Annotated in this window: 23 protein-coding genes; 13 read left to right on the plus strand and 10 right to left on the minus strand. The window is 71.1% G+C overall.

Going from position 1 to position 20,560, the window contains the following annotated elements:
- Window positions 1–107: 107 nt before the first annotated feature.
- The 3 genes from ACZ7SW_RS27650 to ACZ7SW_RS27660 are packed head-to-tail and all read right to left on the minus strand — an operon-like array spanning window position 108 to window position 2,372.
- A complete protein-coding gene (locus tag ACZ7SW_RS27650) occupies window positions 108–482 on the minus strand; it encodes a hypothetical protein (protein WP_470233390.1) in 375 nt (124 codons plus the stop codon).
- A gap of 55 nt (window positions 483–537) precedes the next feature.
- Window positions 538–1,455, minus strand: coding sequence for a hypothetical protein (locus ACZ7SW_RS27655; RefSeq protein WP_470233274.1), 918 nt, complete (start codon window positions 1,453–1,455; stop codon window positions 538–540).
- Window positions 1,456–1,505: 50 nt separating this feature from the next.
- Entirely contained in the window at window positions 1,506–2,372 is an 867-nt protein-coding gene (locus ACZ7SW_RS27660) for an EamA family transporter (RefSeq protein WP_470233275.1), read from the minus strand.
- Window positions 2,373–2,441: 69 nt separating this feature from the next.
- Between ACZ7SW_RS27660 and ACZ7SW_RS27665 the strand changes: the two genes are divergently transcribed.
- From ACZ7SW_RS27665 to ACZ7SW_RS27675, 3 genes are all read left to right on the plus strand, one after another.
- Window positions 2,442–3,329, plus strand: a complete 888-nt coding sequence (locus tag ACZ7SW_RS27665) for a LysR family transcriptional regulator (RefSeq protein ID WP_470233276.1) — start codon at window positions 2,442–2,444, stop codon at window positions 3,327–3,329.
- Window positions 3,330–3,588: 259 nt separating this feature from the next.
- Complete coding sequence (locus ACZ7SW_RS27670) at window positions 3,589–4,056, plus strand: HNH endonuclease (protein WP_344279158.1); 468 nt, start codon at window positions 3,589–3,591, stop codon at window positions 4,054–4,056.
- 22 nt (window positions 4,057–4,078) lie between these two features.
- Window positions 4,079–5,182, plus strand: a complete 1,104-nt coding sequence (locus ACZ7SW_RS27675; protein ID WP_470233277.1) for a helix-turn-helix domain-containing protein — start codon at window positions 4,079–4,081, stop codon at window positions 5,180–5,182.
- Window positions 5,183–5,542: 360 nt separating this feature from the next.
- Here the strand turns inward: ACZ7SW_RS27675 and ACZ7SW_RS27680 are convergent, their stop codons facing one another.
- From ACZ7SW_RS27680 to ACZ7SW_RS27690, 3 genes are all read right to left on the minus strand, one after another.
- Entirely contained in the window at window positions 5,543–6,496 is a 954-nt protein-coding gene (locus ACZ7SW_RS27680) for an alpha/beta hydrolase (RefSeq protein WP_470233278.1), read from the minus strand.
- Window positions 6,497–6,627: 131 nt separating this feature from the next.
- A complete protein-coding gene (locus ACZ7SW_RS27685; protein WP_470233279.1) occupies window positions 6,628–6,771 on the minus strand; it encodes a hypothetical protein in 144 nt (47 codons plus the stop codon).
- Window positions 6,768–7,046 carry a hypothetical protein gene (locus tag ACZ7SW_RS27690; RefSeq protein ID WP_470233280.1) on the minus strand — a complete coding sequence of 93 codons (279 nt, stop codon included), beginning with the start codon at window positions 7,044–7,046 and terminating at the stop codon, window positions 6,768–6,770. The genes ACZ7SW_RS27685 and ACZ7SW_RS27690 overlap by 4 nt, the downstream gene beginning before the upstream one ends.
- 68 nt (window positions 7,047–7,114) lie before the next feature.
- Here ACZ7SW_RS27690 and ACZ7SW_RS27695 point away from each other — a divergent pair, with 68 nt between their 5' ends.
- The 4 genes from ACZ7SW_RS27695 (at window position 7,115) to ACZ7SW_RS27710 (ending at window position 11,508) form a co-directional block, all read left to right on the plus strand.
- Window positions 7,115–7,750 carry a TetR/AcrR family transcriptional regulator gene (locus tag ACZ7SW_RS27695; RefSeq protein ID WP_470233281.1) on the plus strand — a complete coding sequence of 212 codons (636 nt, stop codon included), beginning with the start codon at window positions 7,115–7,117 and terminating at the stop codon, window positions 7,748–7,750.
- A gap of 62 nt (window positions 7,751–7,812) precedes the next feature.
- Complete coding sequence (locus ACZ7SW_RS27700; RefSeq protein WP_470233282.1) at window positions 7,813–8,253, plus strand: Fur family transcriptional regulator; 441 nt, start codon at window positions 7,813–7,815, stop codon at window positions 8,251–8,253.
- Entirely contained in the window at window positions 8,250–9,776 is a 1,527-nt protein-coding gene (locus tag ACZ7SW_RS27705) for a catalase (protein WP_470233283.1), read from the plus strand. Before ACZ7SW_RS27700 ends, ACZ7SW_RS27705 begins: the two co-directional genes overlap by 4 nt.
- A 112-nt stretch (window positions 9,777–9,888) precedes the next feature.
- Window positions 9,889–11,508, plus strand: a complete 1,620-nt coding sequence (locus ACZ7SW_RS27710) for an ABC-F family ATP-binding cassette domain-containing protein (protein ID WP_470233284.1) — start codon at window positions 9,889–9,891, stop codon at window positions 11,506–11,508.
- On the opposite strand, the gene ACZ7SW_RS27715 is transcribed toward ACZ7SW_RS27710, so the two are convergent.
- Window positions 11,505–12,011 (minus strand): putative immunity protein, encoded by a 507-nt coding sequence (locus ACZ7SW_RS27715; RefSeq protein WP_470233285.1) that lies wholly within the window; start codon window positions 12,009–12,011, stop codon window positions 11,505–11,507. The genes ACZ7SW_RS27710 and ACZ7SW_RS27715 overlap by 4 nt on opposite strands.
- Before the next feature lie 96 nt (window positions 12,012–12,107).
- On the opposite strand from ACZ7SW_RS27715, the gene ACZ7SW_RS27720 reads away from it, so the two are divergent.
- The gene (locus ACZ7SW_RS27720; protein ID WP_470233286.1) at window positions 12,108–12,362 is read left to right on the plus strand and encodes a hypothetical protein; all 255 of its coding nucleotides are present in this window, start codon (window positions 12,108–12,110) and stop codon (window positions 12,360–12,362) included.
- Window positions 12,363–12,366: 4 nt separating this feature from the next.
- Here ACZ7SW_RS27720 and ACZ7SW_RS27725 read toward each other — a convergent pair whose 3' ends face one another.
- Window positions 12,367–13,422, minus strand: coding sequence for a YeiH family protein (locus ACZ7SW_RS27725; protein WP_470233287.1), 1,056 nt, complete (start codon window positions 13,420–13,422; stop codon window positions 12,367–12,369).
- Window positions 13,423–13,519: 97 nt separating this feature from the next.
- Here ACZ7SW_RS27725 and ACZ7SW_RS27730 point away from each other — a divergent pair, with 97 nt between their 5' ends.
- The gene (locus ACZ7SW_RS27730) at window positions 13,520–14,296 is read left to right on the plus strand and encodes a GntR family transcriptional regulator (protein WP_470233288.1); all 777 of its coding nucleotides are present in this window, start codon (window positions 13,520–13,522) and stop codon (window positions 14,294–14,296) included.
- Between the two features lie 436 nt (window positions 14,297–14,732).
- Here ACZ7SW_RS27730 and ACZ7SW_RS27735 read toward each other — a convergent pair whose 3' ends face one another.
- Entirely contained in the window at window positions 14,733–15,518 is a 786-nt protein-coding gene (locus ACZ7SW_RS27735; RefSeq protein WP_470233289.1) for a thioesterase family protein, read from the minus strand.
- A 207-nt stretch (window positions 15,519–15,725) separates the two neighbouring features.
- Between ACZ7SW_RS27735 and ACZ7SW_RS27740 the strand changes: the two genes are divergently transcribed.
- Genes ACZ7SW_RS27740 through ACZ7SW_RS27750 form a run of 3 tightly spaced genes read left to right on the plus strand, consistent with a single transcriptional unit; the run spans window position 15,726 to window position 17,788 of the window.
- Window positions 15,726–16,124 carry a YciI family protein gene (locus ACZ7SW_RS27740; protein ID WP_470233290.1) on the plus strand — a complete coding sequence of 133 codons (399 nt, stop codon included), beginning with the start codon at window positions 15,726–15,728 and terminating at the stop codon, window positions 16,122–16,124.
- On the plus strand, window positions 16,124–17,365 hold the full coding sequence (locus ACZ7SW_RS27745; RefSeq protein WP_470233291.1) for an RNA polymerase sigma factor: 1,242 nt from the start codon (window positions 16,124–16,126) through the stop codon (window positions 17,363–17,365). Before ACZ7SW_RS27740 ends, ACZ7SW_RS27745 begins: the two co-directional genes overlap by 1 nt.
- Window positions 17,366–17,395: 30 nt before the next feature.
- On the plus strand, window positions 17,396–17,788 hold the full coding sequence (locus tag ACZ7SW_RS27750) for an Imm1 family immunity protein (protein ID WP_470233292.1): 393 nt from the start codon (window positions 17,396–17,398) through the stop codon (window positions 17,786–17,788).
- On the opposite strand, the gene ACZ7SW_RS27755 is transcribed toward ACZ7SW_RS27750, so the two are convergent.
- Entirely contained in the window at window positions 17,785–18,642 is an 858-nt protein-coding gene (locus ACZ7SW_RS27755; protein WP_470233293.1) for an SDR family oxidoreductase, read from the minus strand. The two genes, ACZ7SW_RS27750 and ACZ7SW_RS27755, sit on opposite strands and share 4 nt — an antisense overlap.
- Window positions 18,643–18,815: 173 nt before the next feature.
- Here ACZ7SW_RS27755 and ACZ7SW_RS27760 point away from each other — a divergent pair, with 173 nt between their 5' ends.
- Window positions 18,816–20,024, plus strand: coding sequence for a hypothetical protein (locus tag ACZ7SW_RS27760; RefSeq protein ID WP_470233294.1), 1,209 nt, complete (start codon window positions 18,816–18,818; stop codon window positions 20,022–20,024).
- Window positions 20,025–20,560 lie beyond the last annotated feature (536 nt).

Here is a 20,560-nt window from a genome sequence, read left to right on the forward strand (position 1 = left end):
CGCCTTGACAAGCACCCCCGCGCCGTAGTCACAATCAGCTTCGGGGTGCCCACCCACGAGGACGAGGCGCAATGTCGCCGCCAGGCGACGAGCCCACCCCCACCCCCTCAAACAAAAACCCCACAAACCCCGCCCAGCACAGACGAAGCCTCCCCCACCATCCCGTCCACCTCGGCCACCAACCCCTCGATCTCCCCCCACCACCGCGAATCCCGCCCCGAATCCGGAATCAGCGACGTCCCCACCAGCAACAGCAGCGTATCGATCTCATAAGCCCGATCAGCCAACCGCAGCAACGGCACCGGATCCCCGCCAGCCTCCCCCACCGCGAACCGGCAAGCCGCGTGCCCCAACTCGCGGCACACCGTCCGCAACCGCTCCCGCACCTCATCCGCCCGCGGATCCGCCCGAGGACCGCCGGTCCGGATATTCCACGCCACCGAAAGCAAACAGCGCCCGGCATCGTCCATCGACGTGTTCATCACCGGGCGAGTCTGGAAGCACCATCCCCGCGACGGGTGACCCGACACGCAAGGCTCACCGCATCGAGTGAAGCAACCGCACAGTCGCGTCAAGCGGCAGCCGATCATCGGCGGCACGGGCGAGGAAATCCTTGATCCGCTGCCCGTCCGGCGTCAGCGAATCGACGTCGTTGACCTCCGCGCTCGCCGCCTCCAGCGTGCCCAGCCCGGCATTGTGGTGGGCATCGCGGACCGCGTTCCGCAGCACCGCCAGCTCCGCCGCCGACGGCCCCCGCTTCTCCGCCCGCAACCGCTCCACAATCCGGAGCACCTGCGGCGAGTGCGCGGCCAGCGACTGCCGTCCGGCGAACGACGCGACCATCCTCGGCGTCGCACGCGTCTCAGCCGGCGGCGGTGGCACCTCGACCGCCTCGCCGACCACCCGCAGGCTCTCCAAAGCCGCGGCACGCCGACGTTCGCTCTCGCGCACGCGCGCGAGCGGATCCTTCCGCCGGGACGCCGCGATCGAGCGGACCTCGGCCCGGGCCCGCTCCCCCGCGCCGGTCAGGCGGGAGCGCCGTTGATACGTGCCCTCGTCCGCCGCCTGCTTGCGCCGGTTCGCGAGCCAAGCCTCGAAGGTCTGCCCGCGCCGCGGCGGCTCGCGCACCTCGGTCAGGTCCGCGGCGGCGGACTCGTCGACGAACCAGCCCTTCATCCGCGAGCGCAGGAAGTCCCCCGGCTTTTCGCTGGACCGGCGCGGTCGCTGGCGCGTCCCGTCCGGCAGCGCGCTCATGGCGATCAGCAGCGCGTCCGGGCAGTATCCGTTGGAGTACCAGAATTCCAGCTGCCGCTCGACGTCGTCGCGTTCCTCCCGCGTCAGCCGCTCGGACACCCAGCCCATGCGGCGGACGAGCACGCCCGTCGCCTGTGCGCGTTCGCGCGCGTCGGCGGGCACGACCGTCGCCGGCCACTCCTGATCCGCGATCCGCACCACGCCACACCTCCCTAGCCAGCGCCGCCTACGTTAGCCCGCCGCACCGACAATTACCCGGCCCGCCTCAGCACCGTCACCGTGTTCACCGCCACGATCACCCCGATCGAGGCCCACGCGACGACGTCGAGCCGCTGGTCCAGCACCACGAGCCCGACGAGCGCGGCCAGCACCGGGTGGACGCTCATGAACGCTCCGAAGAACTGCGCCGGGACCCGCCGCAGCGCCGCCAGATCGACGAGAAACGGCAGCGCCGACGACAGCAGCCCGGCGGTGAGCGCCGCCGCGAGCGCACCGGGCGTCGGCGGGTGGTGCAGCATCGCGAACACCCCGATCGGCAGGTAAAGCAGACCGGACACCCCGGCCGCGGCAGCCGAACCCGCCGCACCGGGAAGGCGGCGGCCGACCGTCCGGTTCAGCAGGATGTAGCAGGCCCAGCACAACGCGGCGACCAGCGCGAGCCCGATCCCGAGGTAGTCGGCGCTCGGCCGCGGCCGCATCAGCGCCCCGACCGCGACCGCGGCGGCCACCGCGCACGCCAGGTCCGTTCGACGCCGGGAACCGGCCAGCGCGATCGCCAGCGGGCCGAGGAATTCGAGCGTCACGGCCAGCCCGAGGCCGATCCGGTCGATCGCCGTGTACAGCGACAGATTCATCGTCGCGAACACCGCGGCGAGACCGAGCACCGGCCACCACTGCCGCGCGGTGAACGTCCGCAGCCGCGGCCGTCCGACCGCCAGCAGCACCACCGCCGCCACCCACTGGCGGACCGCGACCACGCCCGGCGGGCCGAGCACCGGGAACGCGAGCGCCGCCGTCGCCGCGCCGACCTGGTTGGACAGCGCGCTTCCGAGCAGCATCGCGGCACCGGTCGCCCGGGCGTCGCCGCGCGTTCGCGGAGCCAGTTCCGTAGTCGCCATGCGGTCGAGCATGAGCCCGGCGGATCCATGCGCAAAATGCATTGACCGCAGCAGCGATACGCTGGATGCATGGATCTGGAGCTGCGTCAGCTGCGCTGCCTCGTGACGATCGTGGACGCCGGGACGTTCACCGACGCCGCGCTGGAACTCGGCGTCTCGCAGGCGGCCGTATCCCGGAATCTGGCTTCGCTGGAACGGGTTCTCGGCGTACAGCTGTTGCATCGCACCAGCCGGAGCCTCGAACCGACGACCGCGGGCGTCCAGGTGCTCGCCCGCGCCCGGCACCTGCTCGCCGAGGCCGACGATCTCGTCCGCGAAGCGACCACCGGGCACACGCGGCTGCGCATCGGCCCCGCGTGGTCGGCGATCGGCAAGCACACCGCGGAGTTCCAGCGCCGCTGGGCCGCCCGGTATCCGGATGTCGAACTGCTGCTCGTACGCGCCAACACGGTGACGGCCGGGCTGTCGGAAGGGCTGGCCGATCTCGCGGTGGTACGTCATCAGCTGCCCTCGGGCAAGTTCGCGCACGCGACTGTCGGCCACGAAGAACGCTACTGCGCCATGGCGGTCGACGACCCGCTCGTCCGCCGCCGCACCGTCACGCTCGCCGATCTCGCGTCGCGGCTGCTGGTGGTCGATCCGCGCACGGGCACCACTTCCGCCGAATTGTGGCCGCCGGAAGCGCGCCCGCGGATCGAGCTGACCCACGACGTCGACGACTGGCTCGCCACCATCACCACCGGCCGTTGCGTCGGCGTCACCCCGCATTCGACGGTGACGCAGTATCGCCGCGACGGCATTGTGTACCGCCGGGTGCGCGACGCCCCGCCGGTGCCGGTCCAGCTCGCTTGGCGCGCCCACGATCCGCATCCGGCCACGCACGCCGCGGTGGCCTTGCTCGGCGAGCTGTACCGCACGCCTCCGAAACGGAAAAACGCCTCCGCGCGCCCGCGTTAGTCCATTGTGGATCTTGAAAACCGGGACGATCATTTTCCGTTGACGCGGCGGCGCCGGGCGGCGATGATGAACCCGTCCAGCCACGAAAGGATCCACGGAATGCCGCACCGCGACGAACGCATGCACCTGTCGGGCATTCCCGGCTCCGCGCCATGACGTGGCCCGCCACGCCGTGAGCGAGGAGCCGCCCGCCGGACCACCGGCCGGGCGGCTTTTGCGTTCGCGGCCCGTTTCACCCGGAAAGGAGGTGCCCGTCGCCATGGGAGTCCTGGTCCTCAATGCCGGCTACGAGCCCCTGCACACCGTCTCGCTCCCCCATGCCATCCGGATGCTGGTCCGCCAGGTCGCGGTCGTCCACGAAAGCGACGGGCCCGACCTCGGGGTCTTCCCCCGCCCGAAGGTGGTGCGGCTGCTGCGTTACGTCGTGATGAAATGGCGGTATTCCGGGCCGCCGCGCTGGTCCCGTTCCGGCGTGCTGCGGCGAGACCGGCACACGTGCGCCTACTGCGGGCGCCGCGCCACCACGGTCGACCACATCACGCCGGTTTCGCGCGGCGGTCCGCGCACGAGCTGGCTCAACACCGTCGCCGCGTGCGGCGGTTCGGCCCGCAGCTGCAACGCGCGCAAGGCCGACCGCACGCCCGCGGAAGCCGGTCTGACGCTTCGGTTCCCGCCGCGCGTCCCGCGGTGGGAGGAGCTGCATCCGCTGGCCGGACTGTCCACTTGAGACCCGCGCTAAGCTGGAAACCGTGAAGGGCTTGCTGCTGCGGTTGTCGGCGGTCGATTCCGGCGCGGAGACGGCGGTGCGCGTCATCGCGTATTTCGACGAGCTGATCGCCTGCCGGGCGACGTTGCCGGATTTGCTGCGCGCCACGGCTTTTCTTGCCGAATGCGTAGCCGGAATTCACTGTGTCGACGGAACCGTGCTGCGGTTCCGGCCGACCGGCGAACCCGGCGGCGACGGTCCGGTGCCGCCCGGCGCCGTCGTCGTGGACCTCGACGGCGCCGGGCGGGTCTGGCTGGAACGCGCGGGCGAGCCGGGCCCGCTCGACGTCCTGGTGCTCGAACGGCTCGCGATCTCGGCGAAGGTGCTCAATCCCGTCGAACCGCCGCCCGCCGCACCGCGTCTGGCCGACCCGGCACTGGTCGAACTGGTGCTGGGCGAGCAGGCGGCGGACGAGGACCGGACCCGGGCGCTGACCCTGCTCGGCTTGGACACCACGCGCCCGCTGCGAGTGGTGGCGGTCGCCTCGGGCGCGGGTCGCGATGCCGGCGCGGACGCGGTCGCACTGGTCGCCCGCGGCGGTCCGCTCGGCGCGCGGGTGGCTGTGGTCGGCGGGGTGGCCGCGGTGGTGCTGCAGCCGCGCGAGGGTCCGGATTCGGTGGTTCCGACGTTGCGCGAGACGCTGGCGTTGCGGGCCAAGGACCGCACGCTTCCGGACACCGTCCGGGTGGGCGTCGGCGACGCGGTCGACGGTCTGGCGGCTCGGAGTTCGTGGCTGCAAGCCCGTCTGGCCAAACGATTCGCGGCGAAATCGCGGCCGTTGATCGTGCACGAGGACCTCGGCGCGGTGACGCTGCTGGCGGAGATCCCGGCGGAGCGGTTGCGCGCGCAGCCGGACGTGCTGGCGTTGAACGCGCTCGCCGAGAACGGTGATCTGGAGACGCTGGAAGCCTTCTGCCGCACGGGTTCTCTTCGCCAGGCGGCGATCGCGCTGCACCGGCACCACAGCTCGGTGGCGGCGCGGCTGGCGCACGTGGAGGACGCGCTGGGGTGGACCCTGGACGATCCGGCGGGACGGTTCCGGGCTCGGCTGGCGCTGGCGGCGCGGAGGTTGGCGGAATCTGGTTGAGGGACGGCGGCGGGGTCCCCGTCAGCGTTTTCGCGGCCTTTGGACCAGGGTCTGTGCATGACTTGGTCCCTTGGCCGCGGCGTGGTGGATGAGCAGCGATTTCGGCGTGTTCCGCCACGCGACGGACCGGTTAGCGACGGTCGGGGCAATGCCGATTCCTCACGCGGCAAAGCGAAAACCGACGCCCGCGCCCCCCGTTTTCCAGTCTATCGCCCGCCACCGACGATCCCGACGCCTTCAGCCAAGTTTGTCCACCGCGAACGCGACTTGGGGATGCACGCCCAGCCGACCTCGGCAGAGGCGGCTGGAATCAGCCTGAGACAGGCGATTCCAGCCACCCCCTGCCCAGCGCGCCCGGCCTCAGCCCGGCTCGACCCCCAGCACCCGGGCCAGCACCGCCCGGCGTTCCGCGGTCTCCCGGCGGCTCACCGTCGCGTGCCGGAGCACCGCCGAGCCGTGGAAAGTCCCCGGGAACAAATGCAGTTCCGTGGACACTCCAGCCGCCAAAAGGCCCTGTGCGTAAGCGATTCCCTCGTCCCGCAGCGGATCGAACTCCATCACCGACACGTACGCGGGCGGCAATCCCGAGAGATCGGCCGCCCGAGCCGGTGCCGCATAGGCCGAGACGTCCGGGCCGCCGCGTTCGCCCGGCCCGCCGAGGTAGTAGTCCCAGCTCGACTCGGCGGCCCCCCGGTGCCAGATCGGCGTATCGGAGAACCGGCGCATGCTGCCGGTCTCGAGGCGGTCGTCCAGTTCGGGCACGGAGAGGAACTGGAAAGCGATCGCCGGGCCGCCGCGGTCGCGCGCCAGCAACGCCAGCGCCGCGGCCAGCCCGCCGCCCGCGCTCACGCCGTGGACGACCACCTTTTCCGGGTCGACGCCCAGTTCGCCGGCGTGCTTGACCGACCACTCGAGCGCCGCGTAGCAGTCCTCCAGCCCGGCCGGGTACGGATTCTCCGGCGCGAGCCGGTACTCGACCGACACGATCACGACGCCGAGTTCCCGCGCCAATTCGACATTGGTCGCGTGGTCGACCTCCAAGTCGCCGAGCGCGAAACCGCCGCCGTGGATGTCGAACAGCAGCGCCTTCGTCGCGACGCGATCGGGAGTGTAAATACGGACCGGGACGTCCGGCGCGCCCTCGGGACCGGGCACGGCCTCGTCGCGCGTGGTCACGCCGGTGGCGTCGAACTCGCCCTGCATCGAGGCGATCAGCTCGGCCATGCCCGCCCGCGAAGCGGCCACGTCGCGGAAGTCGGTCTCGGGCAGCATCGGGATCGCGGCGGCGATTTCGGGATCGAACGGATAACTCATCAACGTCCTCCGTCTTCCAGGTGAAGACTCCATCCTGCCGAAATTCCGGCGCGGGCAGGCACCGCCACGTGTCGCGTACCGCGCGGGGTCAACCCGCCGAACGGCGCGGCGGAATCCGCGGGACCCAAGCCTCAGCGCCCCACCTTCTTCCAGATCACCACCGCTCCGATGACCGCCACCAGCACCGCGCCCAGCACGATCAGCCCCTTCACGAGCAGATCGTGCACGAGGTGCTGGAGCATCTCGTCCCCGCCGGCGAGCAGCACCGCGGTCACCGGCCGGACCGTTTCCGGCCCGGGTCCTCGTCCAGCCACCGCGCGGCCTGCCGCACGACCTCGCCGCCGACGCGTCCGCGCACGCCCCGCGCCCCGCGCCGGTCCATCGCCGCAGCGGCGGATTTCGCCAGCGTCGCCGCGCCCTCCCGCACGCGCTCCCCCTTGCCGCGCCGCCGCAGGGACACGATCAGCGCGAACGCGCCCAGCCCGACGACCACGACGATCCCGGCGATGATGCCGAACCGGATCAGCAGGATGTTCAGCACCGTCTCCACAGCGCACCCCTTTTCTGTCACACCTGTGATACAAAACGTTTCTATCACGCATGTGATATAAAAGTCCAGTGCCTAGAGTGGTGGACGGGGAAGAGCGGCGCGCGCACATCGCCGACGCGGTGCTGCGGCTGGCCGCGAAAGGCGGGCTGCACGCGGTCTCGCTGCGCGCGGTCGCCGCGGAATCGGGGCTGAACATCGGCTCGGTGCGGCATTACTTCGACAGCCAGCACGCGCTGATGCGGTTCGCGATGCGCACCACCATCGACCGGACGACCGCCCGGCTCGTCGAACGCCGCGAGAAGACGGGTTCGCTGTCGGAACTGTCGCCGGAGGAGGCTGTCGACCAGCTCACCGAGTTCCTGTCCGAGCTGCTGCCGCTGGACGAGCGCCGGCGCACCGAAGTCACCGTGCTGGTGGAATTCCTGATAGCCGCGCGCGCCGATCCGGGCCTGGACGACCTGGCCAGGGAAGCGGTTCAAGGCACTGTGACGCTGGCCCGCCGCATCCTCGACGCGCAAGCCCGCAGCGGCCGGTTCGAGCCGAAGGACCCCGAAGTCGAAGCGCCCCGGCTGGCCGCGCTCATCGACGGGATCGCGTTCCGGGCCGTGCTGCAGCCGGACCTCACCACGGCCGGCGAATGCGTCGCCGTCCTTCGCACGCATCTCGCCGAGCTCGTCCGACCGGTGGGTGACACCCAGGTGTGAGCGCCGCGGAGACGGGGTAACCGGCGGAACTGGAGCGGTTCCAGATCCCGGGGAGGACTCCGATGCCGGACTCGGCGGCGACGCTGCGGGCAGCGGGCCTGCGCGTCACCAAGCCTCGGCTAGCCGTGCTCGGCTGGCTCGGCGAGCACCCGCACGCGACCGTCGAGGCGATCGCGGCGGGAGTGCGCGAAAGCCTGGGCAGCGTGTCGATCCAGGCGGTCTACGACGTGCTCGCCGCGTGCGGCGACGCGGGACTCGTCCGCCGGATCGAGCTGTCCGGGCATCCGGCGCGGTTCGAACGGCGGACCGGCGACAACCACCACCACCTGGTGTGCCGCCGCTGCGGCCGGGCCGAGGACGTCGACTGCGTCCGCGGCGAGGCCCCCTGCCTCACGCCGCACGACCGGCACGGGTTCGCCGTGGACGAGGCCGAGATCGTCTTCTGGGGTCTGTGCCCGGACTGCTCCGCCGTTTCCGACCACCACGAGGAGCTCGCGAGATGACCGAAGAACCGAAACCCCCGGCGACCACGACGGACGCCGGGATCCCGGCCGAGAGCGACGAGCATTCGCTCACCGTCGGCCCGGGCGGCCCGATCCTGCTGCAGGACCACTACCTGATCGAGCAGATGGCGCAGTTCAACCGGGAGCGGGTGCCGGAGCGGCAGCCGCACGCGAAGGGCAGCGGCGCGTTCGGGCACTTCGAGGTGACCAACGACGTCAGCCGCTTCACCAAGGCGGCGGTGTTCCAGCCGGGCGCGAAGACCGAGATGGCCGCCCGGTTCTCCACCGTGGCGGGCGAACGCGGCAGCCCGGACACCTGGCGCGACCCGCGCGGGTTCGCGCTGAAGTTCTACACCGCCGAGGGCAACTACGACCTCGTCGGCAACAACACCCCGGTGTTCTTCATCAAGGACCCGCTGAAGTTCCAGCACTTCATCCGGTCGCAGAAACGCCGTGCCGACAACAACCTGCGCGACCACGACATGCAGTGGGACTTCTGGACGCTCTCCCCCGAATCGGCTCACCAGGTCACCTGGCTGATGGGCGACCGGGGGATCCCGCGCACGTGGCGGCACATGAACGGCTACAGCTCGCACACCTACATGTGGGTCAACGCCGCGGGCGAGAAGTTCTGGGTCAAGTACCACTTCAAGACCGACCAGGGCGTCGAGCACTTCACCCAGCACGAGGCCGACCAGATGGCGTCGGCGGACACCGACTACCACACCCGCGACCTGTTCGAGGCGATCGAGCGCGGCGACTACCCGAGCTGGACGCTGCACGTCCAGGTGATGCCGTTCGAGGACGCGAAGAACTACCGGTTCAACCCGTTCGACCTGACGAAGGTGTGGCCGCACGGCGACTACCCGCTGATCGAGGTCGGGAAGATGACCCTCGACCGGAACCCGACCGACCACCACACCGAGATCGAACAGGCCGCGTTCGAACCGAACAACCTGGTGCCCGGCATCGGCCCGAGCCCGGACCGGATGCTGCTGGGCAGGCTGTTCGCCTACGCCGACGCACACCGGTACCGGATCGGCGCGAACTACAAGCAGCTGCCGGTGAACGCGCCGACCGCGCCGGTGCACAGCTACAGCAAGGACGGCGCGATGCGCTACACCAAGGTCTCGGACCCGGTGTACGCGCCGAACTCCAAGGGCGGCCCGCGCGCCGACACGGAACGCTACGGCACGCCCGCGGGCTGGCATTCCGACGGCGAGATGGTCCGGTCGGCCTACGTCGACCACGCCGAGGACGACGACTGGGGCCAGGCAGGCACCATGGTTCGCGACGTCCTCAACGACGCCGAGCGCGAGCGGCTGGTGGACAACATCGTCGGGCATCTGCTGAACGGCGTGTCCGAGCCGGTGCTGAAGCGGGCCTTCGAGTACTGGCACAACGTCGACAAGGATCTCGGCGACCGCGTCGAGTCCGGCGTGCGCGCGAAGCAGAACGAGAAGGACCCGAAGGCGGGCGAGCAGGCCAACCCGGCACGGGAGAGCATGCAGCGCAAGGCGTAAGCGCGGCTTTCGCGAGTGGCGGCTCCGGTTCCGGCCGGGGCCGCCACTGTCCTCTGTGGACGGCTCAAAAACCGTGCGGCGATTCGCGGCGGCCTGGGTAGAGTGCCGGGACATGGGGCATTTGGAGGCCGCGCACCTGCGCTACGTGCTGCCCGACGGGCGTCCGCTGCTCGGCGACGTCTCGTTCCGGGTCGGCGAGGGCGCGGTCGTCGCGCTGGTCGGCCCCAACGGCGCGGGCAAGACCACCTTGCTGCGCATGTTGTCGGGAGAGCTGAAGGCGGACGAGGGCGCGGTCACGGTGTCCGGCGGGCTGGGCGTGATGGCGCAGTTCGTCGGGTCGGTGCGCGACGAGCGAACGGTGCGGGATCTGCTGGTTTCGGTTGCCCCGCAACGGGTTCGCGACGCTGCCAGGGCGGTCGACGCGGCCGAGGAGCGGATGCTGGAGGTCGACGACGAGGCCGCGCAAATGCAGTACGCGCAGGCGCTCAGCGACTGGGCCGAAGCCCGCGGATACGAGTTCGAGACCACCTGGGACATGTGCACGACCGAGGCGCTCGGCGTGCCGTTCGACCGCGCGCGGTGGCGGCTCGTGCGCACGCTCAGCGGCGGCGAGCAGAAACGGCTCGTGCTGGAAGCTTTACTGCGCGGGACGGACGAGGTGCTGCTGCTGGACGAGCCGGACAACTATCTCGACGTGCCCGGCAAACGCTGGCTCGAAGCCCGGCTGAAGGAAACCCGCAAAACCGTCCTGTTCGTGTCGCACGACCGCGAACTGCTCGCGCGGGCGGCGGACAAGATCGTGAGCGTCGAGCCGGGCGGCGACGGCGCGGACGCCTGGGTGCACGGAGGCGGTTTCGCCACGTATCACGAGGCGCGGCAGGAACGCTTCGCCCGCTACGACGAGTTGCGCCGGCGCTGGGACGAGAAACACGCCCAGCTCAAACGGCTCGTCCGGGACATGCAGCAGTACGCCGCGCGCAGCGACGAGATGGCGTCGCGGTACAAGGCGGCGCAGACCCGGCTCCGGAAATTCGAGGAGGCCGGTCCCCCGCCGGAACCGCCGCGGCCGCAGGACATCCGGATGCGGCTGCGCGGCGGCCGCACCGGCGTGCGCGCGGTGACCTGCGCGAACCTGGAGCTCACCGGCCTGATGAAGCCGTTCTCGCTGGAGATTTTCTTCGGCGAGCGCGTGGCGGTGCTCGGTTCGAACGGATCCGGGAAGTCGCACTTCCTGCGCCTGCTCGCGGGCGGCGAGGTCGCGCACACCGGCGGCTGGAAGACCGGCGCGCGCGTCGTGCCCGGCCATTTCGCGCAGACGCACGCCCGCCCGGAGCTCACCGGCCGCACGCTGGTCGACGTGCTGTGGACGGAACACGCGGCCGATCGCGGCGCGGCGATGGCCGCGCTGCGCCGGTACGAACTGCACCGCCAGGGCGAGCAGGTGTTCGACCGGCTGTCCGGCGGGCAGCAGGCGCGGTTCCAGATCCTGTTGCTGGAACTGGCCGGGACCACCGCGCTGCTGCTGGACGAGCCGACGGACAACCTCGACCTGGAATCGGCCGAGGCGTTGCAGGAGGGGCTGGAGTCCTACGAGGGCACGGTGCTCGCGGTCACCCACGACCGCTGGTTCGCGCGCTCGTTCGACCGCTACCTGGTCTTCGGCTCGGACGGCGTGGTGCGCGAAACCCCGGAACCGGTCTGGGACGAACGCCGGGTGGAGCGGGCTCGCTAGTCCTTGCGCAGCAACGCATCCAGCTCGCGCACCAACTCCCCCGCCCGCCCGCGACCGCCCGGGGCCTTCGGATACCGCGACAGCACCCGGACGACCACCGGATCGGCCGCCGGGTGCTGAACCCGCATCCCGGCCAACTCGAACGCGTACGCCGCATGGCCAGCTGAGCCGAGGATGTGCCACACCTGCGTCGCCTTCGCCAGCGGGTGCAGAAACGCCGCCCCGGCAGCGGCGACAGCAGCCCGCGCGGCCTCGCTCGCCGCGACCTGGCCAGCGTCGCGGGTTTCCTGATACGCCCGTTGCGCCGCCCACGCGCTGTCCCGGATCGCCTTGCTGCGCTTGGCTCCCTCAGCGAACGCCCGCGCCGCCTCGATCGCGTCGTGCGGGCGGCGATCGGCCGGACGGGCTTGTTCGAAGATCGGCAGCGCGGGCTCGGCACAGGCCACCGCGTACGCGGTGACGGCTCGAAGCTCGGAGAGGTCGAGTGCGATCTGCTCGGTCATGTGCTTGAACAGTATCGTTGAACTGCCGGTTGGCACTCCGTGCCGGCTTCCGGCAGGAACGGCGGGCAAAACCCTCAACCGGGGAAGGACGAGCGGATGGCGTGGTCCGAAGCCGACAAGGCGGCCTACCGCCGGTTCGTGCGCACCCACCACCCGGACGTCGGCGGCGACCCGGCCGAGTTCGCCGCCGGGCTCCGGCGATTCGGCCCGCGAACCGAAACCGCCGCGCGGGCCGAATCGGGCCCACGCGGCGAATCCGTGGTGTTCGTGCGCCGGAGACGAGGGGTGTCCCGGCTCTTCGCGGTGATTGCCGCGCGCAGGCGGCGGAAGCGGAATCCGCGCGTGCGCTAGCGCGTCACATCCCGCCGGTCAGCGCCTGCAGCCCGAGGCTGGACGCGGCGACCGCGATCCACAGGATGGCCCCCATCAGCAGCGGCTTGTGTCCCGCTTTGCGCAGGTCGGACGGCTTGAGCGCGAGGCCGATCCCGGCGAGCGCCATGGTGATCAGGAAGGTGCCGAGCGTCGACAGCGGCGCGTGCCACGATTCCGGGATCCAGCCCGCGCTCTCCACGGTGGCGGCGGCGAGGAAGCCGATCAGGAACGGCGGCACCAGCCGGTGCCAAGGCATGGCGCGCAAGGAAACCCGGCCGCCGCCCGCCTGTTTGCGCGCGACGAGCACGGCGAGGAACAGCACGATCGGAATCAGCGTGAGCGTGCGGGTGAGCTTCACGACGAGGCCGTACGAGCCGGCGTCGCCGCCGTAGGCGTAGGAAGCCGCGACGACGGAGGACGTGTCGTTCACCGCGGTTCCGGCCCACAGGCCGAAGGCGTGCGGCGACATCCCGAGTGCGTGCCCGAGCGGCGGGAACAGCAGGACCGCGGCGACGTTGAAGGTGAAGATCGTGCCGAGCGCGTAAGCGATATCGGCTTCCTTCGGCTTCAGCACCGCGCTGGTCGCCGCGATCGCGGACGCACCGCAGATGCCGGTGCCGACGCCGATCAGCGTCTGCGTGTCCCCGCGGACGCCGAGCAGCCTGCCGAGCACCCACGCGCCGCCGAGCGCGACCGCGAGCGTGCCGAGCATCACCGGCAGCGACTGCCCGCCGACGTGCACCACCTGCTGGATCGACAACCCCGTGCCCAGCACGACGATCGACAGCTGCAGCACCGGACGCGACGCGACGGCGTACCCCGGGCTGAACCGCCAGCCGCGCAGTCCCGGCACGACCGCGCCGGCGACCGCGCCGAGCAGGATCGCGAGCACCGGCCCGCCGACCACCGGAACGAGCTTCCCGCCCGCCGTCGCCACCGCCGCGACCAGCAGCGCGACCGCGAGCCCCGGCACCGGGCGGGCGAGCTTGGCCCGCCACTGCACCGTCGCGCGCGTCGCTCCCAGCGCCGCGCCGGTCACCGGTTCACTCCTGTGCGCACTGCCAGCCTCCTCGGTAATGTACGTACATTTAATCTAAGAGCTGTCCGTACATTTGGCAAGCGGTACTGTTCCCGGCATGGGCGAGGCAGAGCTGGTGCGCACCGGCGGGGAGCCCCTGTGGCGGCAGTTGCAGCAGCGGCTGCTGGTGCGCATCCGCGCCGGGGAGTTCGACGGCGCGTTCCCCGGGGAACTGGCGCTCGCCGACGAATACAGCGTCAGCAGGCAGACGGTCCGGCAGGCACTGCGGGAACTGCGCGCGGACGGCACGCTCATCGCCGAACGCGGACGCCAGCCCCGCGTCGCCGCGGCCGCCGAGATCCAGCAGCCGCTCGGCGCGCTCTACAGCCTGTTCGCCGCGGTCGAGGAGGCCGGGCTCGACCAGCACAGCGTCGTGCGCCGGCTCGACATCCGCGCGGACGCGGTGGTCGCCGAACGCTTGTCGCTGGAGGGCTCCACTCCCCTGCTGTACCTGGAACGCGTGCGGCTGGCCGGAAACGACCCGCTGGCCGTCGACCGGGTGTGGCTGCCCGCCGACCTCGCCCGGCCGCTGCTGGACGCGGATTTCCAGCACACCAGCCTGTACGGAGAACTCCACCGCCGCACCGGCGTCCGGCTCGACCACGGCGAGGAGCAGATCCGCGCGGTCGTGCCGACGCGGGCCGAACGCACCCTGCTGGGCTGCGGCGAAACCGTCGGCGCGTTCTCCATCGGGCGCCTGGGCACCAGCGCGGGCAAACGGATCGAATGGCGGCACACGCTCGTGCGCGGCGACCGGTTCGCGCTGACGGCGGAGTTCTCCGGGCGCACCGGGTACCGCTTGGTCACGACGGGGGCGCTTGCCGGAACCCGCTGACCCGGCGGGCACCGGGTCGCTCCGCTCCGCGCATGTCGATCTTCGCGCGGATGCTGCAGGTCTTCTTCATGGTCCTCGGGCTGGCCGGCATCGGGGTCGGGCTGATCATGGTGCTGATCGCCAAACCGCATTGGTACTGCGAGGTTTCCCGCAACGGGGAGGCGACCACCTGGTGCTACGAGCACGACCTCGAGGCACTCGACCAGCTACCACCTGTTCTGGTTCGTGCTCGGCCTCGCGCTCGAAATCATAGCCGTCGCGGTCGTCGCGGGCGCACGCCGCAGGACCGTCGAAAACCTGCTGAGGTCGATGAGTTCACCAGCGACCTCGCCGATGTTCCCCAGCTCGCTGCCGCCCGCCCCCGGTGCGCTGCCGCCCGCTCCGTACCCCGGCTACCCGCAGCAGCAGCCGTACCCGGGGCAGTGACTCAAGTGGCTCAGCCGAGCCGGATCCCGGCCAGCTGCGTGCCCTGCGCGACCAGCGTCCCGGCGCTGTCCCACACGTGGCAGGACTCGTCGACCCGCCCGTCGCCGATGAGGTGGGCGCGGTGCAGCACGCGCACCGGACCGGGAGCCGGACGCGCCCGCACGTAGGCGGTCAGTTCGAGCGTCGGGACCCAGCCGGACGGCGCGATGTCGAAGGTCGCCGGCGGCAGGGCGTCGACCGCGAACAGCAGGCTGACCGGGTCGAACGGCTCGTCTCCGGGCAGGGAGAGCAGGGCGCGCAGCTCGCCGCGGCCGCTGGGCCCGTCGAGCATCGGGCGGTCGAAACGCACGTCGATCTCGTCGCGGATCGCGATGCCGGGCGTCAGCTCGGCCGGGCCCCACGGCTCGTCCGAAAACGTCCCGAACTCCGGCCGCGGCACGCCGTCCTGCCAGAACGGCTCGGCCTCGCCGAGGAGGCCCAGCGTCAGCAGGGCCTCGACCTGCGGCACGCCGTCCTTGAGCAGCCGTCCGCGCAGCTGGCTCGCGGTCCGGCCGGTGCGCAGCAGCTCGACCTCGATCTCCGCCGGGCCCGGTTCGGGTGAGCGCAGGTAGTGCGCGCTGGCGGCCAGCACGTCCGGATGCCCGGCCACGACGGTCGCCGCGCGGGCGATGGTGGCCAGCAGGTAGCCGCCGTTCGGGCGGCCGCCGATGGTCCACGCCGGGCTGAGATCGACGCTGAACTCGGTGTCCGAACGCTGCTTGACCGCGGACACCGCGGCGAAGGTCGTCGTGCTCACGGTTCCCTCCAGGTGAGTTGCTTCCCGCAACTTACCGGCTAGGCCATCCGGGCGTCCCGGCCACTGAGACTCACGCCACCCGTTCCGCCCGCCTTCCGGAGATTTTCCCGGCAAGATGTCCGCGGTGCGTGTCGAGGACGGCGCGCGGGTTCCGTTCCCTTGGTGAGCCCGCCCGGAAGCGGCGAGCCGGACACTGGAGGAAACGCTATGCCGAAGTACATGCTGCTGCAGACCTACGCCCAGGGCGAAGACTGCGACATTCCGCTGCCGGAGTGGGCTCCGGAGGACATCCGCGCGCACATCCGGTTCCAGCAGGTGCTCAACGCCGAGCTGACCGACGCCGGGGAGCTCGTCGAGGCGGAGGGACTGGCCGGTCCGGAAGCGGCGAAGACCGTGGTCGCGGACGGCAAGGGCGGGGCGGTCGTCACCGACGGCCCGTTCCCGGAGGGCAAGGAGCTGCTGGCCGGATACCGGGTGGTGGACGTCGAATCGGAGGCGCGGGCGCTGGAGATCGCCACCCGCGTTTCGGCCGCGCCGGGCCCGGAAGGCGCGCCGCTGCGGGTGCCGATCGAGGTGCGCCAGGTGATGAGCGCGCCGGTCGTCTGATGCCGGAGACCGAGGTCGAGGACCTGGTGCGCACGCTCGCGCCCCAGGTCCTGGCCGTCCTCGTGCGCCGGTCCGGCGATTTCGGCGCGGCCGAGGACGCGACGCAGGAGGCTCTCCTCGCCGCGGTGCGGCATTGGCCTGCCGAGGGCATCCCGGAGAATCCGCGCGGCTGGCTGCTGCAGACCGCCAGCCGCCGGATCATCGACAGCTTCCGCAGCGACCAGGCCCGGCGGCGGCGCGAGGACACCGTCGCGGCCGAGCCGCTGGCCGCCGACGTGCCGGATCGGGACGACACGCTGACGCTGCTGTTTCTGTGCGCGCACGCGTCGCTGACCTCGGCGTCGGCGATCGCGCTGACCTTGCGGGCCGTCGGCGGGCTGACGACCGCGGAGATCGCCAGCGCGTTCCTCGTGCCGGAAACCACGATGGCGCAACGGATCAGCCGGGCCAAGGCGAAAATCAAGAAGTCCGGCCTGCCGTTCCGGATGCCCGCCGCGGACGAGCGGCAGGCGCGGCTGCGATCCGTGCTGCACGTGCTGTACCTCGTGTTCAACGAGGGATACACGAGCAGCGGGGCCCGTCGCCTGCACCGCACCGAACTGTCCGCCGAGGCGATCCGGCTCGCCCGGCTGCTGCACGCCGCGCTGCCGGACGACGGCGAAGCGGCCGGATTGCTCGCGCTGATGCTGCTCACCGACGCCCGCCGTCCGGCCCGCACCGGCCCGGAGGGCGACCTCGTCCCGCTCGCCGACCAGGACCGGGCGCGGTGGGACCGTTCGCTGATCCGGGAAGGCGTCGCGCTGATCACCGCCGCGTTGACGCGCGACGGAATCTGCGAATACCGGCTGCAGGCCGCGATCGCGGCGACGCACGACATCGCGTTGCGGGCCGAAGACACCGATTGGCCGCGCGTGCTCACGCTGTACACGCGGCTCGAAGCGTTGACCGGCAACCCTGTCGTAACGCTCAACCGCGCGATCGCGACTGCGATGGTGCACGGGCCGGACGCCGGGCTCGCGATGCTGGCCGGGCTCGACGACCAGCTGCCCGGCCACCACCGCCTCGCCGCCGCCCGCGCGCACCTGCTGGAGCTGGCCGGCGAGCGAGAGGAAGCCATCCGCCACTACACCGCGGCCGCCGCCCGCACCGGAAACACCGCCGAACAGCGCTATCTGACGCTGCGCGCGGCCCGGCTCCGCGCCAGCCGTTCCACAAGTCGCTCGCCGATCGGCACCGAGTAGTATCAGCACACTTCACGAGCGGAGCGCACCATGGCGAGCATCGAAAACGCCCGTCGCCGGACCGGGTACGACGTCACCGAGACGGCTGCCGACGAGGTGCTCTCCGCCCTGCGCGCGGCCGGACCGCCGATGCCGGACGCCGGGGTCGTCTGGTGGCTGTACGCGGGCCGGAAACCGCGGACGCCGTACCTGGTCGCCGGTCTGCGCGGCACGCGGGGAAGCCTGGTGTGGCACGAAAACGGCGAGGCTTTCCTCCCCGCGGACGGCGCGGGCGAGGAGCCGGTCGACTACTTCAGCCTTCAGGGCGCGCACTTCCCGCAGCCGTCCGGGAGCGAGGTTTCCGCCGAAGAGGTGCTGCGCGCGGTGCGGGAACTGTGCGAGTCCCAGTCGCGGCCCGCCGGAGTTCGCTGGAAACCCGCCTAGCCTTTGTCCACATCGGACAGTCGGTGCTCCGCGAAATCGTCTTTGTTCGCCCGCGCCCACTCGCGGAATGACGTCGCCCTTCCCGCGAACCGTTCCACCGTGTTGTTCACCGGCGCTGCTCGGCCCACCGCCGCCGCCTCCACGTCCATCAGATGCTCCAGCACCGCCTTCGGCATCCACTCCGGACGCCGCGCCAGTGCCTCGCTCCGCGTTTCGGTCGCCACTTCGATCGAGCGACCCAATTCCTCCGCAAGGGTTTCCACCACCGCACGCTGCGTCATCGACTCCGGCCCAGTCAGCGCCAGCATCCGCCCCGGATAACTACGCTCCGTGAGCAACTTCGCGGCAACTGCGGCCACGTCCGCCTCCGCCGTCGGCGTGCACTGCGACTCCGGCGAGAAGAGCCGCACCGGTTCCCCGGCCCGGATCGCCGCACCCCAGTCGCGCCGGGTGTTGCCCGCCAGCCAGCCCGGGTACAGCACGGTGAACGGCAGTCCGGACTCCGCCACCGCCGCCTCCGCGGGGAGATGCGCCCGCCGGATCGGATTGTCCGCGGGACCCTCATAGACGTCGGGCGACGACAGCAGGACGACGTAGGACACGCCTGCTTTGCGAGCCGCCACAAGGAAATCCGCCGCGCCTTTCGCTCGGGTCGGATACAAGAAAACCGCCTCGACCCCGCGTAACGCGTCCTCGAACCCGCCCTCGGCCGTGAGGTCCAGCGACACGGCGTCCGGCAGATCCAGCGCAGTCGCGTCGCGCGCCGACCCGCGCACCTCGCGCCCGCCCTCGCGGAGCACCCGGACGACCTCGCTCCCGACGTTCCCGCGCGCCCCCGTCACCAGGATGGTCATCCCACACTTCCTTTGCTTTTAAATTAACTTTGTATCTAAAGCTAACTTGCGTCACTCGCCGCTGTCAACCTCGCGCTCCCGGTACACGACCGGGCGAGATCGTTGTATGGATCGTGTACGGATCCCTCCGACACTTTGGCAGTTCGATTCGGACGAGTGAAGGGAGATCCGTCGTGGTCGGGAATGTGATGGTCCGGCGCACGGTCGCCGCGCTGCTCGCCGCGGGGGCGGTCACCGCGGTCGCGGCACCCGTGAGCGCCGCCGAGGCTTCCGGCGCCTGGCGCGCCGATCTGTCCTCAGTGGACGGTGACGACGTCAACGTCGCCACGTCGAGCGGCACGCTCACGCTGCGGGATCCCGCGTGGAGACCCGCCGACCAGGCCGCGGGCAGCGAGGGCTACCTGCTCTCCGCCGAACGCCGCCTGCCCGCGCCGGTGAACCGGGTGGCCGCCGAAATCTCCGCCGACGCACCACAGGGCACCTCTGTGGAAGTCGACGTCCGCGGCCGCTCCGGCGCCGACGACTGGACGGAATGGACCCCCGCCGGAACCGCACTCCCCCGCGCGGTGAGCGTCGTGCAGACCAGAATCGCACTGTCCAGCACCACCATCGCCCGCCCCACCGTGCGCGACGTCGAACTGACCGGCTCGCTGGCCCCGCAGGCGAACGCCGCCGCCGCCACCCCGCTCACCTACACCGTTTACGCCACCCGCGAAGGCCTCGCCGGCCACACCACCGCGAACGGCCACGTCATCGCGAGCAACGACCACTTCGTCGCGCTGCCGTCCGGTAAAGCCTTGTCGCCCAAGGGAACCGGCAACTACAGCGTGCGAGTGTGCAAGACGGACAACAGCCGCTGCGAATACGCGCCGGTCTGGGACGTCGGCCCGTGGAACACCAAGGACGACTACTGGAACCCGTCCTCGGTGCGCGCGGAGTACAAGGACCTGCCGCAGGGCCAGCCCGAGGCCTACGCCGCCTACCACAACGGCTACAACGGCGGCCGGGACGACCTGGGGTACAAAGTCGGCAACCCCGCCGGCATCGACCTGGCCGACGGCACTTTCGGCTCGGGGGTCGGGCTGGGCGACAACGGGAACGTGAAGGTGACGTTCCTCTGGACGGGTTCCGCCGCGGCCACCGGCCTCGTGCAGACAGCGGGCGACCCGGTGAACGTGCGGTCGGGCGCGCACACGTCCTCGCCGGTGAAGGGCCTGGCGGCGAACTACGCCAAGGTGAACATCGAGTGCTACGTCAACGGGGACAGCGTGACCGGGAAGTTCGGGACCAGCAAGATCTGGGACCGGATCGGGCCCGGGCACTACATTTCGGACACGTACGTGAAGACCGGTTCGGACGGTCCTGTCGCACCGCTCTGCTGAGGCGTTCGGGGTTGCCGGTGGGGGTTCTCATCGGCAACCCCTGCGGTTTGGCCGCGAAATCCGGCTGATGCAGCTGATGCGACTGGTCCGGCTAGCCCGGCTGATCCGGCCAGTCCGGCCGATGCGACGGGTCCGGCTGATGCGACTGGTCCGACTTCCCACAGGTTCTGATCGGGAACTCTGCTCTGGAGCAGTTCCCCGCCGCCAAGTTTCACCCCGGGGGTTCCGCTCGAAAACCACGTTCCCCACCCAGCCCCCGAGATTCCGCTCGAAAACCTCTTCCCCCGCCTAGTTTTCCACCGTAGTCCTCTTCTCCCGCGGGCCGCACCTCCGAATTCCGCTTCCCTGAGCCTTCTCCGCCCCCTCGCCCGGCCGTTCCGAATGCGAGTCGCCCACTCCCCCGTCCACCGCAGGCCTTCTTCCGCGACTCTGCTCGCGAACCCCTTGCACGAAAAGACTTTCCCCAGCTTCTCCCCCTCATCCGCCGCGGGGGTCCGGATCCGGACCCCCGCGGTTTCCACCCGGTTCAGCGACGG

The organism is Amycolatopsis sp. NPDC114484, from assembly GCF_055633755.1.